Here is an 18819-nt window from a genome sequence, read left to right as displayed (position 1 = left end):
GGCAATCGTCATGCAGCTCATAACTACAACAGGCAGTGCAACCGCTGCCAATGCCGTGATCAGACTCAACGTGCTGGACGATGTGTTGATCGCGCGGCAACCACTGGTCAAAGGTCTGGTGCTTCAAGCCGAAGGTATCGAGGTGCTTGAGCCTGTGCCTTCCGGTCACAAAGTCGCGGCGCGCCATATCGACGTGGGCCAACCCGTGCGCCGCTACGGCCAGATTATCGGCTTCGCGAGCCAGCCCATCGAAGCGGGACAACACGTCCACGTCCACAACGTCGCCATAAGCGATTTCTCGCGGGACTACGCGTTCGGTGTCGACGCCAAGGGCAGCCCCGCCCCGACCGCAGAGACCTTCATGGGTATCGTGCGCGCCGATGGCCGTGTGGCTACTCGCAATTACATCGGCATTCTGACGTCGGTCAATTGTTCCGCGACTGTGGCGCGGGCGATTGCCGACTACTTTCGCCGCGACATTCACCCTGAGGCGCTGGTTGAATACCCCAACGTCGACGGCGTCGTCGCGCTCACCCACGGCGTGGGCTGCGCTGTCGACCCGGGTGGCGAGGCACTGGCCATGTTGCGCAGGACGTTGGGGGGCTATGCCGTTCACCCGAACTTTGCCTCGGTCCTGATGATCGGCCTGGGTTGCGAGACCAACCAGATATCCGATCTGCTGGCCGCGCAGGGCCTCACCAGCAGCCATTCGCTTCGCACGTTCACCATTCAGGGCACCGGCGGCACGTCGAAAACCATTGCCAGTGGCATCGCCCAAGTGAAGTCACTGCTGGCAGAAGCCAACAACGTCAAACGCGAACCCGTCAGCGCCAGGCACCTGATCATCGGCCTGCAATGTGGTGGATCGGATGGCTACTCGGGCATCACGGCCAACCCGGCCTTGGGCAATGCGGTCGATCGCCTGGTGGCAGCTGGCGGCACCGCGATTCTGTCGGAAACGCCAGAGGTCTACGGCGCCGAACACCTGCTGACCCGTCGCGCCGTCAGCCAGACGGTCGGTGAAAAGCTCATCGCCCGTATCCACTGGTGGGAGGCCTATTGCAAGCGAATGGACGCCGAGCTGAACAACAACCCTTCTGCGGGCAACAAAGCCGGAGGCTTGACCACCATTCTGGAGAAGTCGCTGGGTGCCGTCGCCAAGGCGGGCTCCACCGATCTGGTGGATGTCTACGAATACGCTGAAACCGTCAGGGCGCACGGCCTGGTGTTCATGGACACCCCCGGCTACGACCCGATCTCCGCCACCGGCCAGGTCGCCGGCGGCGCCAATCTGATTGCCTTCACCACGGGGCGCGGTTCGGCGTATGGCTGTGCGCCCTCGCCGTCCATCAAGCTCGCCACCAACAACCGTCTCTGGGAAACCCAGGAAGAAGACATGGACGTCAACTGCGGCGGAATCGCCGACGGCTCCATGACCATCGAAGAACGCGGCGAGTACATCTTCCGCATGATGCTGCGCATCGCCTCGGGTGACAAAAGCAAAAGCGAACAGCATGGCTATGGCCAGAACGAGTTCGTACCGTGGCAGATCGGCGCCATCACTTAAGACTTCGCATCCCCTTTTGCATCCCCTTCGACACGCGGGCTCCCGTCGTCCAGCACGACGCGGAGCCGCTTCATTTAGCGGGCTTCCCGTCTCGCAGATTCATTACTCATTTAAACAGGAAACCTGACATGACTCAGATGCTCGGTCTGAACTACATCGGTGGACAGCGACTCGGCGCTGGCAGTGTGCAGCTGCAAAGTTTCGATGCGACCACAAACGAGGCCCTCCCCGGCCATTTCACCCAGGCGACCCGAGACGAAGTCGACGCGGCAGCCAGGGCGGCCAGCGCTGCCTACCCGATTTACCGCCATCTGCCGGCGTTCTGCCGCGCTGAATTCCTGGACAGCATCGCCGACGAGCTGGATGCCTTGGGGGACGACTTCGTCAGCACCGTCTGCCGTGAGACGGCGTTGCCTGCCGGGCGTATCCAGGGCGAGCGTGCTCGCACCAGTGGGCAAATGCGCCTGTTCGCCAACGTGCTGCGTCGCGGTGACTTTTACGGCGCGCGAATTGACCGGCCTTTGCCGGATCGTAAACCCCTGCCCCGCCCCGATTTGCGTCAGTTCCGGATCGCTGTGGGCCCGGTCGCCGTGTTCGGTGCGAGCAACTTTCCCCTCGCATTCTCCACTGCCGGGGGAGACACCGCTTCCGCTCTGGCGGCGGGTTGCCCGGTGGTGTTCAAGGCGCACAGCGGCCACATGGCCACCGCCGAATGGGTCGCAGACGCGATCATGCGCGCCGCCGAGCGCAGCGGTATGCCCGCGGGTGTGTTCAACATGATTTATGGCGGCGGGGTCGGCGAGTGGTTGGTCAAGCATCCATCGATTCAAGCCGTGGGGTTCACCGGCTCCCTCAAAGGCGGCAACGCCTTGTGCAAGATGGCGGCGGAGCGTCCCCAGCCGATTCCGGTGTTTGCCGAGATGTCGAGCATCAACCCGGTGATCATCCTGCCGGAGGCCCTCAAGGTGCGTGGCGACACCATTGCCAAGGAGCTCGCGGGTTCCGTGACCTTGGGTTGCGGGCAGTTCTGCACCAATCCCGGGCTGATCGTCGGCGTGCAGTCGGCCGATTTCTCGGCGTTCCTGGCCCGCTTCGCTGCGCAGATGAACGATCAACCGGCGCAGACCATGCTCAACGTCGGCGCCCTCGCCAGCTACAGCAAGGGCCTGCAACACTTGCTCGCTCATCCCGGCGTGGAGCATCTGGCGGGGAGTCCGCAACAGGGTAATCAGGCTCAACCGCAGTTGTTCAAAGCCGACGTCAGCCTGCTGCTCACCGGTGACGAACTGCTCCAGGAAGAAGTATTCGGGCCAGCCACGATCGTCATCGAAGTCGCCGATCAGGCGCAACTGGCCGCAGCGCTCAATGGCCTGCGCGGACAGTTGACCGCCACCGTCCTCGGTGAAGCGGAAGATCTGCTGGAATACCGCTGGCTGACCGAGTTTCTCCAGGAGAAGGTCGGCCGGATTCTGTTGAATGGCTATCCGACCGGCGTGGAAGTCACCGAGACGATGGTGCATGGCGGGCCGTACCCGGCGACGTCAGACGCCCGCGGAACATCGGTGGGGACATTGGCCATTGACCGCTTCCTGCGCCCGGTGTGTTTCCAGAACTACCCGGACGATCTGCTGCCACCCGCACTTCAAGACGCCAACCCGTTGGGGATTCGGCGGTTGGTGGATGGGCAGCATACGAATGGAGCGCTGTGACAGGTAGGTCGACGGAGCCATAAAAAACTGCCTGATTCGAGCGGTTTCTGTCAGCGGTTCGGCCCAACTGATGGTACGACGCGCTGTTTTCCAGATTCAAACATCGTCAGGCGTGACTCTGATCCGATAGCAATCAGATGGCCCAAGCGTTTCGCCACTCGCAGATTGAACCGCCATCCTCATCACCGGCTGACCGGTTGCGTTGTCCAGCAGCACTGAGCGGGTTTCATGGGGTGCAAACTGAAAACGTTCGCCCCACTGACGCAGGCTGACCACTATCGGAAATATTTCACGTCCTTTTTCGGTGAGGACGTATTCCTTGTAGGCGCTGCCATCGGACGCAGGGCAAATCTCAAACACCCCGACTTCAACCAACGCCTTCAAGCGCGCAGCCAGAATATTCTTGGCCACGCCCAGGCTCTTTTGAAACTCGCTGAATCGACGTATATCGTCGAACGCGTCGCGGATGATGAGCAACGACCATCGATCACCGATGACCTCCGAAGCTCTCGCAACCGGGCACTCGTGCCGGTGTGACGAATCGTGGTCGATCATCATTTACCTTCCGAACGGTGAGGCATGTGAAGCACTGCGTAACTCCTGAAAATCTGGTTGCAAACTGAAACAGGATTAAGCCAGAATCCATTCAGGTTGCACATTGCAACCAGTCTACCGGCAAGGAGCGAGTTATGACAGAGAATAATAAGTCGACACCGGAAGGATTGTCCCCGTCGTGTCCACCGCAATCCAGGCCGCATCGGAGTCCGGACGTCATCCCCCAAGAACCGACGGTATCGGCGTGGCTCACGCTTTTGTTATCGGTCACTTGTGCGCTGGCGGTTGCCAACGTTTATTTCGCCCAGCCCCTGCTCGACGCCATGGCCGAGAGTCTGGCCGTTGACGCAGGACTGATCGGTGTCGTTGTCACGGCGACTCAAGCCGGTTATGCGCTGGGTTTGCTGCTCATCGTCCCGTTGGGTGATCTGGTCAATCGCAAAAGGCTGGTGCTGAGTCAGACAGCTATATCGGCCATTGCGCTTGCGGCAGTCGGCGCGGCGCCGTCCTGGCTGGCGCTACTGGGGGCCTTGATCGTCGTGGGTTTGATGGCAGTGGTCGTTCAGGTGCTGGTCGCCTATGCCGCCGTCCTTGCAGCGCCGTCACAACGGGGGCAGATCGTTGGCAGGGTCACCAGCGGGATTGTGCTGGGGATTCTTATGGCGCGTTTTGCTTCAGGCATCGTTGCGGATCTGGCGGGCTGGCGTGCGGTGTATTTCGTGTCCTCGGGCTTGATGCTCACGCTCTGCGCAGTGCTATGGAAAGGCTTGCCTGACTCCCCATCGCCCCGCGGCTCAGGCACCTACCTGAAACTGATCGGGTCGGTTTTCACGCTGATGATCAGCGAGCCGGTGTTGAGAATACGCGGGGTGCTGGCTCTGCTCATCTTCGCGGCGTTTTCTGTGTTGTGGACGGCGATGGTCATGCCCTTGAGCGCCCCGCCGCTCTCGCTTTCGCACACGGTCATTGGTCTGTTCGGTCTGGCGGGAGTGGCAGGTGCGCTTGCCGCCAGGCGAGCAGGACGCTGGGCCGATCAAGGTCTGGGGCAGCGAGTCACCGGCGTTGCGCTGGGCGTGCTGACGTTTTCCTGGTTACCCATCAGCTTTGCGCAGACGTCACTGCTGGCCTTCGTCTGCGGCGTGATCCTGCTCGACTTCGCCGTCCAGGCGGTCCATGTCACCAGTCAGAATCTGATCTTCGCGGCGCGCCCCGATGCGCAAAGTCGCATGGTCGGGGCTTACATGTGTTTCTACTCGATAGGCAGCGCCTCAGGCGCGGTGGCTGCAACCCAGGCCTATGCGCGCTGGGGATGGGACGCGGTGAGCCTGCTTGGCGCCTGCATCAGCGCCGCCGCGCTGATCCTGTGGTTCGTGACCCGTAACTCAGGCGCTTTGAGCCGCAGAAACAGTCTGATGTGAAGCTTCCAGCTCCCGTACAAGTGGCAGTACGTGTTCACCGAAATAAGCGACTTCCTCCTGAAAGTGCAGAAATGCAGAGAGCACCAGATCCACGCCCACGGCTTTCAGCGCCACAATGCGCTCCGCAATTTGCTTCGGCGTTCCAATCAGATTCGTTTTAAACCCGTCGTTGTATTGAACCAGGTCTTCAAACGTGGATTTGGCCCAATTACCCTCACCTTCAGGACTGGCCTTACCGGCCTGTTTTGCCGCATCGCCGAAGGCATTCACGGCTTCCGGGTCAGCCTGATCGATGATTTCCTGGAGCACCGCGCGCGCTTGCTCTTCGGTTTCGCGAGCGATGATGAAGGCATTGACCCCGATCTTCACTGAATGCCCGTTGGCCGCTGCCTTCGCGCGAATATCATCCACCTGCGCCTTGATACCTTCTACCGTGTTGCCATTGGTGAAGTACCAGTCGGAGACGCGTGCAGCCATGTCCCGGGCCGCGCGGGAACTGCCGCCCTGAAAGATTTCAGGATGGGGCTGCTGAATCGGTTTCGGACGCAGTGTGTAATTGTGGAAGCGATAGAAATCGCCTTTGAAGGTGAAATTGTCGGTTGTCCAGACCCCTTTCAACGCCTGGATGAACTCTTCCGAACGACGGTAGCGCTCGTCATGCTCCAGCCATGGTTCGCCAATGGCCTGGAATTCACCTTTGAACCAGCCACTGACGATGTTGATCGCCACACGGCCGGCCGTGAGTTGATCGATTGTCGCCAGTTGCTTGGCAACCACGGCGGGCGTCCAGGGCCCGGGAAGGATGGCGGCAATCACCTTGAGTTTCTCGGTCGCCGCCAGCAATGCATGGCTGAACGCAACAGACTCATGCTGGTTATCGGCGCCGTATCCGGCGGTGAAACGGATTTGCGTGAGCCCGTACTCAAAACCCGATTGCTCGGCAATTTGCGCGAGCTTGCGGTTGTATTCGATGCCCCAGTGGGTGCGCTGCTCGATTTTACTGACGATCAAACCGCCGCTGACGTTGGGTACCCAGTATGCGAATTTAATTGCGTTCTGACTCATCTACCGATCTCCAAATAGAGCAAGCAAGCCGCCCGGCGTGGTCGCCAAGTACGCTGTGCCCACTTGCCTGACAAGGAAATAGCAGCAACTGTGCCAGCTGTTCATACCTAGCCTTCTCAATAAGTTACGGCCCGGCCATGTGTTTACCTGACGCCTGGCAAACAACGCTTTGCTGAACAGGTGTTTCCAGACCAACAGTTGTCTTTAGCGCACGCGGCGAAACGCTGTCGCGGAGCAGCCAGCCAAACAGCACAACTGTTGATGCATCAACAGCAGCGTCCGTGAATTCAACGCATCAACCCTGATTAATCGGCCATTTAGGGTCCGGCATGGAGCATGCAAAGAGGGTGTAACAAAGCCGCCAGCACTGGACGGCTCTTATCCTCACGGGAGTTTCCCATGCCTGACGCGCTGAACAATCCGCTTTCTCTGGGTACCGACTACGAAGCGCTCGCCAGTCGTTTTCGACCGTTGTTCCAGCAGATTGCTGCTGGCAGCCTTGAGCGAGAACAGGCTCGTACCCTTCCCTACGAACCCATCAAGTGGCTCAAACAGGCCGGGTTCGGTGCTGTTCGGGTGCCCAGGGAATATGGCGGCGCCGGCGCGTCTGTTGAGCAACTGTTCCAACTGCTGATCGAACTGGCTGAAGCCGACTCCAACATTCCGCAATCCCTGCGCGGCCACTTCGCCTTCGTGGAAGATCAACTGCATTCGCCCCCGACGGCGGAACGCGACACATGGTTTCGGCGCTTCGTTGAAGGCGATCTGGTGGGCAACGCCTGGACAGAAACAGGCACTGTGAAGCTCGGTGAAGTCATCACCAAAGCGATTCCGGACGGAGCGCAGTTTCTGTTGAGCGGGAAAAAGTACTACAGCACCGGCAGTCTGTTTTCAGACTGGATCGATGTGTACGCGCAGCGCTCGGACAATGGTGCCGACGTAATTGCAGTGGTGGATGCCCATCACGCCGGCGTACTACTAAGCGATGACTGGGACGGTTTCGGCCAGCGCACTACAGGCAGTGGGACCTCAGTGTTCAATAACGTTCCAGTTCCCGCTACACACATCATCCCCTTCGAAAACCGTTTCAAATATCAAACCGCGTTCTACCAACTGGTGTTGCTGGCGGTATTGGCGGGCACAGGTCGGGCTATAGAACGCGACATTACCCAGCAGATCCGCGAGCGCACACGCGTTTACAGCCACGGTAATGCCAGCCGCGTCAGCGCCGATGTCCAGATCCAGCAGGTGGTGGGCCAAATTTCCGCTCAGGTTTACGCTGCACAGGCCACCACTCTTCGCTCTGCAAGACCGTTGCAGCAAGCCTATGAAGCTCGCTTTTCGGGGAACCCCGAGGCAGAGCGAACGGCAAACATTGCAGCAGAAATCGAAGCGGCGAAAGCACAGGTCGTCGTCTCTGACCTCATTCTGCGAGCCGCTACCGACCTGTTCAATGCGCTCGGCGCCTCAGGCATCAGCGTCAATAAAGCCCTGGATCGACACTGGCGTAACGCGCGGACCGTCGCGTCCCATAACCCGCTCATTTACAAGGCGAAGATCGTAGGTGACTGGAGTATCAACGGCACCGAGCCACCCTATGTCTGGCAAATCGGGCAGGGAGAGCCGGAGGCCAGGCCGCAATAAACGGCGACCCACCCCAAACCCCGAACGTATTCTGCTCAGCCCGCGAGGCGGCCCGTCTATTCCTGCGTACCGGTCATCTCCAATCCCCTGACGACGTTGCTCAGATTGATCAGCGTCATCCAGCGCACCTGATCACCCTTGCCGATGCTCACCAGGCTGCGCAGGCGGTCGTTGACCGAACCCCTGACTCTGACGCTCTGCTCCCAACCCTCGGGATGCTCGGAGGCCGGGTGGGTGAAGGTTTCAATGGAGTCGGTCCGGTTGACCACCAGCCCGAAGCTATTAAGCTCGCCCTTGACCAGCAGTACCCGCTCCAGCCTATTGTCGGGAGGCGTTCCGCCTTCTATCAGACTGCTCAGGCAGACCAGCGGAATCTGTTCGCCACGTAAATTGAAACTGCCCAACAAATGGGTTTCCTGTTGCGCGAAGCGGACAAAGTGCTCAGGCATATCCAGGATTTCCAGCACTTGGTCCAGCGGAACCACGAACGGCTGAGAGGCCTGGAACACCAGGCACGTCTGGTTCATCTGCGCGAGACGAGAGGCGAGCGCATCCTGGCTCGGCGGACTGGTCTGGTAGATCCGGGCGAAACTGAGCGTCTCCTGTCGCTCCACCAGCGCGCGATGTTCCAGCAACAGCGCCTGTTCTCCGTTTTCCAGGCCGACGACACCGGCAAAGAGCGCGGGCTCCCGTAACCCATAACGCGGCAACGGCAGGATTTCATGAGCACGCTTGCGCACGATCGAGATCATTCGGTCATAGGTCAGACCGATGCGATAGCCTTCCCGCGAGGTCAACACCAGCAATTGGGTCTGGTTGCACGCCTGCTCAGTCGCCGGGCATTCAATGCCCAGTATCCGGTTCAGGTTCAAGGCAGGCACATCCACGCCACGCCGGTTCACCACGCCCAGGCAATAGTCGCCCCCCAGCTTGCTGGGCAGCATCTCCGGTCGGTCCACCAGCTCGGTGATCGCCTTCGCGTCCACGGCGTAGCGCTTTCCTTCGCACTCGAACAACAGCAAGTGATGCAGCTCTCGGGCGGGGTCCTGAACCTGCTTCTCCTGGTTTACATCCCAGGAGTGCGCAGTCAAGACCTGGGGCAAGCCGCACAGTGCTTGCAGATCGAGCCGGTAGATCATTCGCTCACTGTCCAGCAGCGCGAGTTCGGGCAGCAGCGCAACCGCGGTGCCCTCTCCGCTGAGCCGGCACAGATTTCGCGGCTCGACCTTCATCACATCACTGACGCCGCTGACCGCAATGCCCAGGCGTCGACCTTGATGATTGACGATGGCGACCATCTCCAGCGGATCGTGAGAGGAGACGTCATGCTCACCGAGCAACGACCGCAGTTCGATCAGCGGCAGCGCCCTCCCGCGCAGGCTGAACATGCCGAGCAGCGCGCCGCCTTGCTGCGGGTGAGGCTGCAGCCGGGCGGGCCAGTTGATCACCTGTTCCAGTGCGTGGGCGTCGATCGCGACTTCCAGCCCGGCAATCTTGACGACCCCAAAAGCCAGGGCGTCGCTCACAGGCTTTCAACCTGGCCTGGCACGCTCAGGCCTTTGCCCAACCCGGTCGCCAGCTTGATACGGTTGAGCTCGCCGATCAGTTCGGCTACCCGCTCAGCCAGATGATGCTGTTCCTGAGTGGCCGCGCCGATGGTCGTCATCGCGCCATTGGTTTTTTCGACACCGGCCACGATCCGCTCGAACGCACTGCCCGCGCTGCGGGAGATCTCGCTGCCGGAATTGATGCGGCGCACCGTCTCCTGAATCAGTTTGTTGATTTTGGTAGTGGCCTGGGAGGATTTTTCAGCCAGCTTGCGCACTTCATCCGCCACCACTGAAAAGCCCAGTCCATGTTCACCGGCCCGTGCCGCTTCGATCGCTGCGTTGAACGCGAGCATGTTGGTCTGGCCGGCGATCGTACTGATCACCTCAATGATTTCCTGGATGTCCTCTGCCGATTTGCCAATGGTGTCCATCGCCGCCGACGCCTCGTTGAGGGTCTGGGAACCGCGCTGGGCTTCATCCTGGGTAATGCGTGCCTGATCGTTGGCGTCGCCGGTGGTTTTGACCACTTCGGCAATGGCCTGCATCAGGCGGGTGACTGACTCATCCATGGCCTGGGTCTTGGCTTCAATGGCTTCTTCCAGCTCGACCTGGGCGGTAATGTCGGTGGCGAACTTGACCACCTTGTAGGGTTGCCCCACCGCGTTGAACACAGGATTGTAGGTGGCCTGAATCCATATTTTCTGCCCGTATTTGCTGATGCGCATGAAGCGACCTGTGAAGAACTTGCCGCTGCTCAGGGCGCCCCAGAACTCACGATAAGGCGTGGTCTTGACGTACTCGGGTTCACAGAACAGCGAGTGATGGCGGTCCTTCAATTCCTCCATCCGGTAACCCACCAGATCCAGAAAGTTAGCGTTGGCCGAGAGAATATTGCCGCTCAGGTCGAATTCGATCACGCCCTGGGCGCGGTTGATGGCGTTGACCTTGCCTTCGTGCTCCATCGTCCGCAGTTTGGTCTCGGTGACGTCGGTGGCGAACTTGACGATCTTGTAGGTCTGCCCCTGGGCATCAAGAATCGGGTTGTAGGACGCTTGAATCCACACATCCCGACCGTCCTTGCTCAGGCGCTTGTACTCGTTGGAGTCGTATTCCCCCTTGCCGAGTTTCTCCCAGAACTCGCGGTAAGCCAGAGAAGCCGCGTATTCGGGTTCACAGAACATGCGGTGATGTTGGCCCACGACTTCTTCCAGGCTGTAACCCATGGCCGCGAGAAACTTGCTGTTGGCGTTCAACACATAACCTTCAGGCGTGAACTCGATCAACGCCTGGGAGCGCTCGATTGCAGCGATTTTGCTTTCCCATTCGGCATTGCGATTGCGCACTTCCGTGACGTCGCTGGCAAATTTGACGATTTTGAAAGGCTTGCCGTTGTTGTCCATTACCGGGTTGTAGGTAGCCTGCAGCCAGATCTGGCGCCCGTCCTTGGCCTGACGCTGGTACTGACCGGCGTCAAATTTACCGGTGCCCAGCTTCTCCCAGAACATCAGGTATTCCTTGCTGGTCGCATAGTCGGGCATGCAAAACAGCCGGTGATGGCGCCCACGAATTTCCTCGATTTCGTAACCCATGCAATCGAGGAAGTTCTGGTTGGCGTACAGCACGTTGCCCTGCAGGTCGAATTCGATGACGGCCTGGGAGCGGTCGATGGCGCTCAGGAGGGAGTTCAAGTCAGCGCCGGCCTGGGCAAGTTCGGCAGCAGGGTTTGATCGGTTGTTCATGGGGCAGGTCCGCTAATTGGAGTTGGATGGGCGGGGTTCCTTCCCTGAAAGTAACAAGCAGCAGCTATTCACTTTCCAGCGTTCGAGAGCGTCGCCTGAGATGAAGCTCGGGGAAACTCGGCTTGCGTTGTTCGCTGGCCAGGCAACAATCGGCGGGCCTGGCCAGTACAAAACGTGCGTGCTGGCCTATTCGCATCGGCTGCGGATGGGATGAACTTGAGCCCGGGTTGTACATTTATTTATGCATGTACAACGTTGTACCTCGGCAAGTCGACCGGCGGGGGTTGTAGGGTGCCTCGGCAGGCCTTTAACATTCACTGGCTTTTTGAAGCACATTGAAGGAGACACCGTGTCTTTGTCCCTCTGGCTGCCTACGCCGCCTTAGCGCTACGCCCCCCTCGCAACACGCTGACCGCCCCCTGATTGCGGTCTAATTCTGCCGTGCCTGATTGATCGTCGCGGCGACCCCAAAAACTCTATTGATTACAGACGCACCTGCATGCCTCAGCGTTTGGCGCTGGGCCTCATGCCGTGCCTGCTATGGGTAAATACATGCGCGAACCTATCAAAACCGCCTGGTTATCAAACATCAGGGCGGATGTCCTTGCCGGCCTGGTGGTGGCGCTGGCCCTCATCCCCGAGGCCATTGCGTTTTCCATCATTGCCGGCGTCGACCCCAAGGTCGGTCTTTACGCCTCATTCTGTATTTGTACGGTCATCGCCTTCATTGGCGGTCGTCCCGCGATGATTTCCGCCGCCACGGGCGCCATGGCGTTGTTGATGGTGAACCTGGTCAAGGACCATGGCCTTCAGTACCTGCTGGTGGCGTCCCTGGTGTGTGGCGTTCTGCAGATAATGGCTGGCTACCTGCGGCTGGGCGAACTGATGCGATTCGTGTCTCGCTCGGTCGTCACCGGCTTTGTGAATGCCCTGGCAATCCTGATCTTCATGGCGCAGCTCCCCGAGCTCACCGGGGTTACCTGGCCGGTTTATGCCATGACCGCGGGAGGCCTGGCGATTATCTACTTCTTCCCCCGCCTGCCCGTGCTGGGGAAACTGCTTCCTTCGCCGCTGGTGTGCATCGTTGTACTCACAGCTGTTTCAATCAACATGGGCCTGAGCATCCATACAGTGGGAGACATGGGATCGTTGCCCGACAGCTTGCCGGTTTTCATGTGGCCGGATGTCCCGCTGACGCTGGAAACACTGTTGATCGTGCTGCCCTACTCTGCCGCGCTGGCCGTGGTGGGGCTACTCGAATCGATGATGACAGCGACCATCGTCGACGACCTCACCGACACGGGGAGCGATAAAAACCGTGAGTGCAAAGGCCAGGGTGTCGCCAACATCGCGGCCAGTCTCATCGGTGGCATGGCGGGTTGCGCCATGATCGGGCAATCGATGATTAACGTGAAATCGGGTGGCCGAACCCGCTTGTCGACCCTGAGCGCAGGGGTGTCCCTGCTGATCATGATGGTTTTCCTGGGTGACTGGCTGGCCCGCATTCCCATGGCAGCATTGGTCGCGGTCATGATCATGGTGTCCATCAGCACCTTTAGCTGGGATTCCATCCGCAACCTCAAGGCGCACCCCCTTCCAACCAACATCGTAATGATCGTCACGGTGGTGGTCGTCGTTGCCACAGACAACCTGGCGTTCGGCGTCATCGCCGGCACCTTGCTCGCGGCGATGTTCTTCGCCAACAAGATCGGGCATGACCTGGAGGTCACGTCCAGCCGCGACCCTGAACATCGTCACCGCACCTACTACGTATCAGGCCAGGTGTTCTTCGCCTCATCGGACCGGTTCTCCAAGGCCTTTGATCTCAAGGAGCCATTGGCAACGCTGGCCATTGACCTGCGCGAGGCCCACTTGTGGGACATTACGGCAGTCGCGGCTCTGGACAAAGTGGTGTTGAAGCTTCGCCGTGAAGGCGTGCAGGTGGACGTGATCGGGATGAATCGGGCGACTGCCAGCCTGGTGGACCGCTTCGGCATCCATGACAAACCGGGCAGCGTTCATACACTGATGGGGCATTGACGGCCCGCGATGCGAGCTGTGGCTGTGGCTGCGGAGCGCCCGTCAAGCGCCCGTCCATGCTCCGTTGTCCGGAAAGCCACCGGGGCGATGCGGCGGTACGCGCGTTCGTCCGTTCGAACGACCTGTTGAACTTCATCGCCGCGCCGATACCGAAGATGCTGAACGATCTGCCCGTGGGCGGCCGCTCTCCCGCACAGCCGTACACGCCCTTGCTCGACCCGATGCGGGTCGAACGATGGCCTGACACTTCGCCCCCTTTTCAGGTAATGCACATGGCAGCAAAGGCTCACCTCGGTTTAAAAAATCATGAAGTTCTGGGGCATTTTCTAGACGCAGCTTCGCACCTGACCGGGGCGGCGGGCGCCATACTGATCCTGCAAGACGAAGACCAATGGCACACGGTAGCGACCCACGGCGCCGCACCGCTGGTGCGTCCGGACGAAATCACCGGCGGTTGGCTGAAGATGATGTTGTCCTACGGTGACGTCGTCGACGTAGGCGCAGCGATGCCCGCTGACACCGTACTGCCTGCCGGGCTCGATCAGATTGTCAACGCATCGCTGGTGTGCGTCGCGATCAGGGATTGCAACGCGGTGCTGGCCGGAGCGGTACTGATGACAATCCCGCTGCCCCATACACGACTCAGCGCCGCACACATCTACGGCCTGCAAACCCATGCCGCCGATCTTTACGACGCGCTGAAGATGGACCCGGCCAACGGGGCCGGCGCGTCTGCGGTGATCGAACGTCTGCGCTTGCTGGAGTCGGTGGTGGTCAACGCCAAGGACGCCATCCTGATCACCGAGGCGGAACCCATCGATTTGCCGGGGCCACGCATTGTTTATTGCAATCCAGCGTTCCTGACCACCACCGGCTTCAGCCTCGACGAGGTCATGGGAAAGACGCCGCGGATTCTGCAATGCCCGGAGACCGATCGCCAGACGCTGCAAAAAATCAGGGATGCGCTGCAACGGTGGGACCCTGTTGAAGTCGAGCTCATCAACACCCGGCGTGACGGCACTCAGTTCTGGGTGCAGCTCAGCATCGTGCCGGTTGCAAACGAGAAAGGCTGGTTCACCCACTGGGTTTCCGTTCAGCGCGACATCACCGAGCGCAAAGACGCAGAGCAGCATTTTCGGCAGGCTCAGCTTGATCGTGAGGAGCGCGTGGCGCTCGAGTCGAGGTTGATCGAGCGAGAGCGTATTCAGGACGAGTTGTCCTACGCGGCGTTTCATGACGAGTTGACGCGGCTCAAAAACCGGGGCTATTTCATGGCCCGCATCCATTCGGCCCTAAGCAAAGGGACCACGCAGAAGCCCGGCGCGGCGACGGTGTTGTACCTGGATCTGGATCGATTCAAATACGTCAACGACGGCATGGGCCACCACGCCGGGGACAGCCTGCTGAAAAGCGTTGCCCTCCGCCTGAGCGAATGCATCGATCCCACCGCGGTGATTGCCCGCATCGGAGGCGACGAGTTCGCGATCCTGTTGACCGACGAAGGCCATCAGGAACAGGCCATCGAGACGGCCAAGCGCGTGACCCACGCCTTAAGCCTGCCGACCGCCATCGACGGGCAACAACTCTTTATCTCCTGCAGCATTGGCATTGCGACGCTGGACGTTCAGCACACCACCGCCGAAGACCTGATCCGTGACGCGGACGTGGCCATGTACGCCGCCAAGAAGAAAGGCCGTGGCAGCTGGGCCGTTTTCGACCTCTCGATGCGTCAGGCGTCGATCGACATGCTGCTGATGCAGAACGCGCTCAAGCACGCGATCACCCGCAATGAGTTCTATCTGGTGTACCAGCCGATCTATTCCATTGCGACTGAGACGATCGTAGGCGTTGAAGCCCTGGTCAGGTGGCGCCACTCGACTCTCGGCATCATCGCGCCGGATGTGTTCATCAGCGTCGCAGAGGACATTGGCGTCATCTGCGACCTTGGGCAGTGGGTCATGCGCAGCGCGTGTCGCGAAGTCAAGAAATGGAGTGACGCCGCCGGAGCAGTCACCCTCAAGCTGAACGTCAACGTGTCCGGCGTTGAACTGAACCGCAGCGACTTCGTCACGCAGGTCGCCGAGATTATCGCCGAGACCGGATTCGATGCCCGCGCCCTGCAGATCGAGATCACCGAGTCAGTGTTCCTCCATGAGCCGGAGATTGTGGCCAAAACCCTTGAAGACCTTCGCGCTCAAGGCATCCGCATTGCGCTGGACGATTTCGGCACCGGGTACAGCTCCCTTGGTTACATCGACCGCTACCCCATTGACGCGATCAAGATCGACCGTTCCTTTGTCACGCGCATGATGAAACATGAACGCAGCGTCGCCATCGTCAACAGTATTTTGTCGCTGGGGCAGGCACTGGACCTGGCGATTGTCGCCGAGGGCGTCGAGACCCTTGGCCAGCTCGATCAGCTCAGGGAATTAGGCTGCCCTTACGCCCAGGGTTTCCTGCTCAGTCCGCCGGTGCTGGCTGAAGATGTGCTGGCGATGCTGATGACGAACAAACGCCAGCCCCTCCCTTGATGCGTTAGCCACTCGAAGCTGCCGTTGCCAGGGCCACGTGCTGTATGAGCTGGAAGCGCTTACGCGGCTTAAACGATGTCGTCAACCACACCGCCATCAACCCGCAGCGCTGCGCCGGTAGTGGCCGATGCCTGGGGCGAGCACACGTAGACGATCATATTGGCGACCTCTTCGACGGTGGCGGCACGCTGAATAATCGAGCTGGGACGGTGCTCGGTTACGAAGGCCTTGGTCACTTCCTCCAGGGATTTGCCCGTGCGCGCCACTTCACTTTGCATCATGGCGGCAACGCCATCGGACAAAGTCGGCCCCGGCAGCACGCTGTTGACCGTCACCCCGCTGCCCGCAACCCGTTTCGCAAGGCCCCGGGCCAAGGCCAACTGCGCGGTCTTGGAGACGCCGTAGTGAATCATGTCAGCGGGGATGTTGCGTGCGGACTCGGACGACACGAACACCACCCTGCCCCATTTCCTGGCCACCATTGCCGGGAGCAGTGCGCGACTCAGGCGTACCCCTGACATCACGTTGGTCTGCCAGTAGCTGTCCCACACCTCATCTTCGGTTTCAAAAAAATCCTGGGGGCCATAGATCCCGGCGTTGTTGACCAAGACGTCGATAGGCCCGGCCCCCTGCAGCAGCGTTTCAACACCGCCTGCATCACTTAGATCTGCGGCGACGCCGGTAATCGTGGCACCGGGCGCAGCGCTCACCAATCGGGCAATTGCTTGCTTGACCGAGCTTTCACTGCGGCCATTGATCACCACCTCGGCACCCGCCTCGGCCAGACCTTTGGCAATCGCGAAACCGATGCCGCCGGTTGACGCGGTAACCAGCGCACGTTTGCTATTCAGCTGAATGTTCATTTCCACTCCGTCACGTTTGGGTTGGGGGGCAGTACAGAACTCACCCTATTTGAGCTGCCACGGCTTGCATAGACGCAATCGCGTCTTTCGCCATCGAGTGGCCACAAGCCGCGTCTCAGAGCCTTTTGCCAGCATTTACCGTTCGTCACTCCCGGCCAATCTCTTTGAACGACAGGCCGGCACGGTCGTACTAAATCTGGCGCATATATGTCCATATCTGCACCTCATTCTTCTGGAGAACCCATGAAAGCCATTATTTACAACGGTCCTTACGACGTCAGCGTTCAGAACGTTCCCGATGCCAAAATCGAAAAAGCGACCGACGTGCTGGTCCGCATTACCACGACCAACATCTGCGGCTCCGATTTGCATATGTATGAAGGCCGCACCAGCTTCGAAACGGGCCGGATTCTGGGTCACGAGAACCTGGGCGAAGTCATCGAAGTGGGCGCCGCAGTTGATCGCGTGAAAGTGGGCGATATGGTCTGCCTGCCGTTCAATATCGGTTGCGGCTTCTGCGAAAACTGCGAGCGCGGCCTGACCGGCTACTGCCTGACCGTCAACCCTGGCAGTGCCGGTGGTGCCTACGGTTTTGCGGAAATGGGCCCTTATGAGGGTGGTCAGGCTGAATTGCTGCGCGTGCCGTATGGCGACTTCAATTGCCTGGTGCTGCCTGAAGATGCCAAGGAGAAAGAAGACGACTACGTCATGCTGTCTGACATCCTCCCAACCGGCTGGCACGCGACTGAGTTGTCCGGCTTGCTGCCGGGTGAAAGCATCGCGATCTACGGCGCAGGCCCGGTCGGACTGATGGCCGCCCATGCCGCAATGATCAAAGGCGCCTCGCAAGTCTTTGTGGTCGACAACCATCCAGACCGTCTGGCACTCGCTGCCAAGCTGGGCGCCACGCCGATCAACACGGCACAGACCCAGGCCGTGGAGCAGATCATGAATCTCACCAATGGCAAAGGCACTGACCGTGGCTGCGAATGCGTGGGCTATCAGTGCTGCGACAAGCATGGCCATGAAGCCAATCACGAAACCATGAACAACCTGGTCGCCTCCACCAAGCCCACCGGCGGTATCGGCGTCGTGGGTGTCTTCGTGCCCCAGGATCCCAACGCTGCAAGTGATCTGGCGAAAGAAGGCAAGATGGCTTTCGACTTCGGTTCCTTCTGGTTCAAGGGTCAGCAGATCCGTACCGGCCAGGCCAATGTCAAGGCGTACAACCGTCGCCTCGCCGAGCTGATCCATCATGACCGCGCCAAGCCGTCGCAGATCATTTCCCACAGCCTGAAGTTGTCCGAAGGTCCGGACGCCTACAAGCACTTTGATCAGCGTGATGACGGCTGGACCAAAGTGGTGCTCAAGCCTTCGGCGTAACGCTGCCGGGTAATCCGTCGACGTCACGCGTTGACAGGCGATCGGGACCGGAGGGGATTTTCTCCTTCGGTCCCGAACTGCGTTTACAGGCCCGAAACGTGCCGCATGTGAGGCATTTACCCCGGTTCCTTCCACGGCAAAGCAACTCACAGCACCTTGCGTATCTCGGCGACCACCTGCATCGTCGCGTCTTCGATCCGCCCTTCGTTTCGACACAAAACCCAGCCGTTATCAGAGACCGCCCGCGCGAACGCCTCAGTGCAAGCCGCGTGCTCCTCCAGCCTGTGAATCACCGTGCTGCTCAACCCACGCCGTCGTGCGGCTGCCCTCGCCCATGAAACCTCGGCCGCCGTCACGACCCCTACGTGCAAATCCGGCACCTGCACCTCCTGGTCGATGTTCAGCTGCAGGATGTCCGCAAAAGGGACGGTCCGGCGAAACGCGGCATCGGACGGGTACCAGCGGTCGATCAGGATGATGCTGTCAGGTGGCTGTCTGGTCAGCACGTGCTGCGAAATCCAGCCACGGCTGGCGGCCAGACGCTTGCACACCTCCCACTCCAGATCCCGGTCCGGACCTCTCACCAGTTGGTTAACCAGGGCCATGGTTTCACGCCGGTGAGGGTCACTTTTGCTTTCGCTCAGCCGGATCACTTTGTGCTTATCAGCCCTCAGTGATTGGGTGATGGCTTCCAGCAGAGTGGTTTTACCGACACCCTTTGGCCCGTCCAGCGAAACGAACAGCGGACGACTCAT

The 18819-nt window shown here is 59.9% G+C and carries 13 protein-coding genes; 7 read left to right on the top strand and 6 right to left on the bottom strand.

Going from position 1 to position 18819, the window contains the following annotated elements:
* Window positions 1–10 precede the first annotated feature (10 nt).
* Window positions 11–1567 (top strand): UxaA family hydrolase, encoded by a 1557-nt coding sequence (locus tag ACYASU_RS01200; protein WP_463581660.1) that lies wholly within the window; start codon window positions 11–13, stop codon window positions 1565–1567.
* Between the two features lie 128 nt (window positions 1568–1695).
* The gene (locus tag ACYASU_RS01195; RefSeq protein ID WP_463581659.1) at window positions 1696–3276 is read left to right on the top strand and encodes an aldehyde dehydrogenase (NADP(+)); all 1581 of its coding nucleotides are present in this window, start codon (window positions 1696–1698) and stop codon (window positions 3274–3276) included.
* Between the two features lie 96 nt (window positions 3277–3372).
* Here ACYASU_RS01195 and ACYASU_RS01190 read toward each other — a convergent pair whose 3' ends face one another.
* Complete coding sequence (locus ACYASU_RS01190; protein WP_463581825.1) at window positions 3373–3831, bottom strand: winged helix-turn-helix transcriptional regulator; 459 nt, start codon at window positions 3829–3831, stop codon at window positions 3373–3375.
* A gap of 134 nt (window positions 3832–3965) precedes the next feature.
* Here ACYASU_RS01190 and ACYASU_RS01185 point away from each other — a divergent pair, with 134 nt between their 5' ends.
* Entirely contained in the window at window positions 3966–5249 is a 1284-nt protein-coding gene (locus ACYASU_RS01185; RefSeq protein ID WP_463581658.1) for an MFS transporter, read from the top strand.
* On the opposite strand, the gene sfnG is transcribed toward ACYASU_RS01185, so the two are convergent.
* Window positions 5214–6314, bottom strand: coding sequence for a dimethylsulfone monooxygenase SfnG (sfnG, locus tag ACYASU_RS01180; protein WP_463581657.1), 1101 nt, complete (start codon window positions 6312–6314; stop codon window positions 5214–5216). The genes ACYASU_RS01185 and sfnG overlap by 36 nt on opposite strands.
* A gap of 399 nt (window positions 6315–6713) precedes the next feature.
* Here sfnG and ACYASU_RS01175 point away from each other — a divergent pair, with 399 nt between their 5' ends.
* The gene (locus ACYASU_RS01175; RefSeq protein ID WP_463581656.1) at window positions 6714–7958 is read left to right on the top strand and encodes an acyl-CoA dehydrogenase family protein; all 1245 of its coding nucleotides are present in this window, start codon (window positions 6714–6716) and stop codon (window positions 7956–7958) included.
* A 56-nt stretch (window positions 7959–8014) separates the two neighbouring features.
* Here the strand turns inward: ACYASU_RS01175 and ACYASU_RS01170 are convergent, their stop codons facing one another.
* Complete coding sequence (locus ACYASU_RS01170) at window positions 8015–9484, bottom strand: chemotaxis protein CheW (RefSeq protein ID WP_463581655.1); 1470 nt, start codon at window positions 9482–9484, stop codon at window positions 8015–8017.
* Window positions 9481–11247, bottom strand: coding sequence for a methyl-accepting chemotaxis protein (locus tag ACYASU_RS01165; RefSeq protein WP_192174682.1), 1767 nt, complete (start codon window positions 11245–11247; stop codon window positions 9481–9483). The genes ACYASU_RS01170 and ACYASU_RS01165 overlap by 4 nt, the downstream gene beginning before the upstream one ends.
* A 552-nt stretch (window positions 11248–11799) precedes the next feature.
* On the opposite strand from ACYASU_RS01165, the gene ACYASU_RS01160 reads away from it, so the two are divergent.
* Window positions 11800–13287 carry a SulP family inorganic anion transporter gene (locus ACYASU_RS01160; protein WP_463581654.1) on the top strand — a complete coding sequence of 496 codons (1488 nt, stop codon included), beginning with the start codon at window positions 11800–11802 and terminating at the stop codon, window positions 13285–13287.
* Window positions 13288–13559: 272 nt separating this feature from the next.
* Complete coding sequence (locus tag ACYASU_RS01155) at window positions 13560–15818, top strand: putative bifunctional diguanylate cyclase/phosphodiesterase (protein WP_463581824.1); 2259 nt, start codon at window positions 13560–13562, stop codon at window positions 15816–15818.
* A 68-nt stretch (window positions 15819–15886) separates the two neighbouring features.
* Here ACYASU_RS01155 and ACYASU_RS01150 read toward each other — a convergent pair whose 3' ends face one another.
* A complete protein-coding gene (locus tag ACYASU_RS01150; protein WP_463581653.1) occupies window positions 15887–16681 on the bottom strand; it encodes an SDR family NAD(P)-dependent oxidoreductase in 795 nt (264 codons plus the stop codon).
* Between the two features lie 243 nt (window positions 16682–16924).
* Here ACYASU_RS01150 and ACYASU_RS01145 point away from each other — a divergent pair, with 243 nt between their 5' ends.
* Window positions 16925–18064: a glutathione-independent formaldehyde dehydrogenase gene (locus ACYASU_RS01145; RefSeq protein ID WP_192174678.1), complete on the top strand. Its 1140-nt coding sequence runs from the start codon at window positions 16925–16927 to the stop codon at window positions 18062–18064.
* Between the two features lie 146 nt (window positions 18065–18210).
* Here the strand turns inward: ACYASU_RS01145 and ACYASU_RS01140 are convergent, their stop codons facing one another.
* Entirely contained in the window at window positions 18211–18819 is a 609-nt protein-coding gene (locus ACYASU_RS01140) for a dTMP kinase (protein WP_463581652.1), read from the bottom strand.

This window comes from Pseudomonas sp. HP_12, assembly GCF_055283955.1.
This window is presented reverse-complemented; position numbering and strand designations above follow the sequence as displayed.

Bases quoted from the DNA above. Each gene is read 5' to 3' on its own strand.
- ACYASU_RS01155 (WP_463581824.1), top strand. From the start codon at position 13,560: ATGGCAGCAAAGGCTCACCTCGGTTTAAAAAATCATGAAGTTCTGGGG.
- sfnG (WP_463581657.1), bottom strand. From the start codon at position 6,314: ATGAGTCAGAACGCAATTAAATTCGCATACTGGGTACCCAACGTCAGC.
- ACYASU_RS01200 (WP_463581660.1), top strand. From the start codon at position 11: ATGCAGCTCATAACTACAACAGGCAGTGCAACCGCTGCCAATGCCGTG.
- ACYASU_RS01175 (WP_463581656.1), top strand. From the start codon at position 6,714: ATGCCTGACGCGCTGAACAATCCGCTTTCTCTGGGTACCGACTACGAA.
- ACYASU_RS01145 (WP_192174678.1), top strand. From the start codon at position 16,925: ATGAAAGCCATTATTTACAACGGTCCTTACGACGTCAGCGTTCAGAAC.
- ACYASU_RS01190 (WP_463581825.1), bottom strand. From the start codon at position 3,831: ATGATCGACCACGATTCGTCACACCGGCACGAGTGCCCGGTTGCGAGA.
- ACYASU_RS01140 (WP_463581652.1), bottom strand. From the start codon at position 18,819: ATGAGTCGTCCGCTGTTCGTTTCGCTGGACGGGCCAAAGGGTGTCGGT.
- ACYASU_RS01160 (WP_463581654.1), top strand. From the start codon at position 11,800: ATGCGCGAACCTATCAAAACCGCCTGGTTATCAAACATCAGGGCGGAT.
- ACYASU_RS01195 (WP_463581659.1), top strand. From the start codon at position 1,696: ATGACTCAGATGCTCGGTCTGAACTACATCGGTGGACAGCGACTCGGC.
- ACYASU_RS01165 (WP_192174682.1), bottom strand. From the start codon at position 11,247: ATGAACAACCGATCAAACCCTGCTGCCGAACTTGCCCAGGCCGGCGCT.
- ACYASU_RS01185 (WP_463581658.1), top strand. From the start codon at position 3,966: ATGACAGAGAATAATAAGTCGACACCGGAAGGATTGTCCCCGTCGTGT.
- ACYASU_RS01150 (WP_463581653.1), bottom strand. From the start codon at position 16,681: ATGAACATTCAGCTGAATAGCAAACGTGCGCTGGTTACCGCGTCAACC.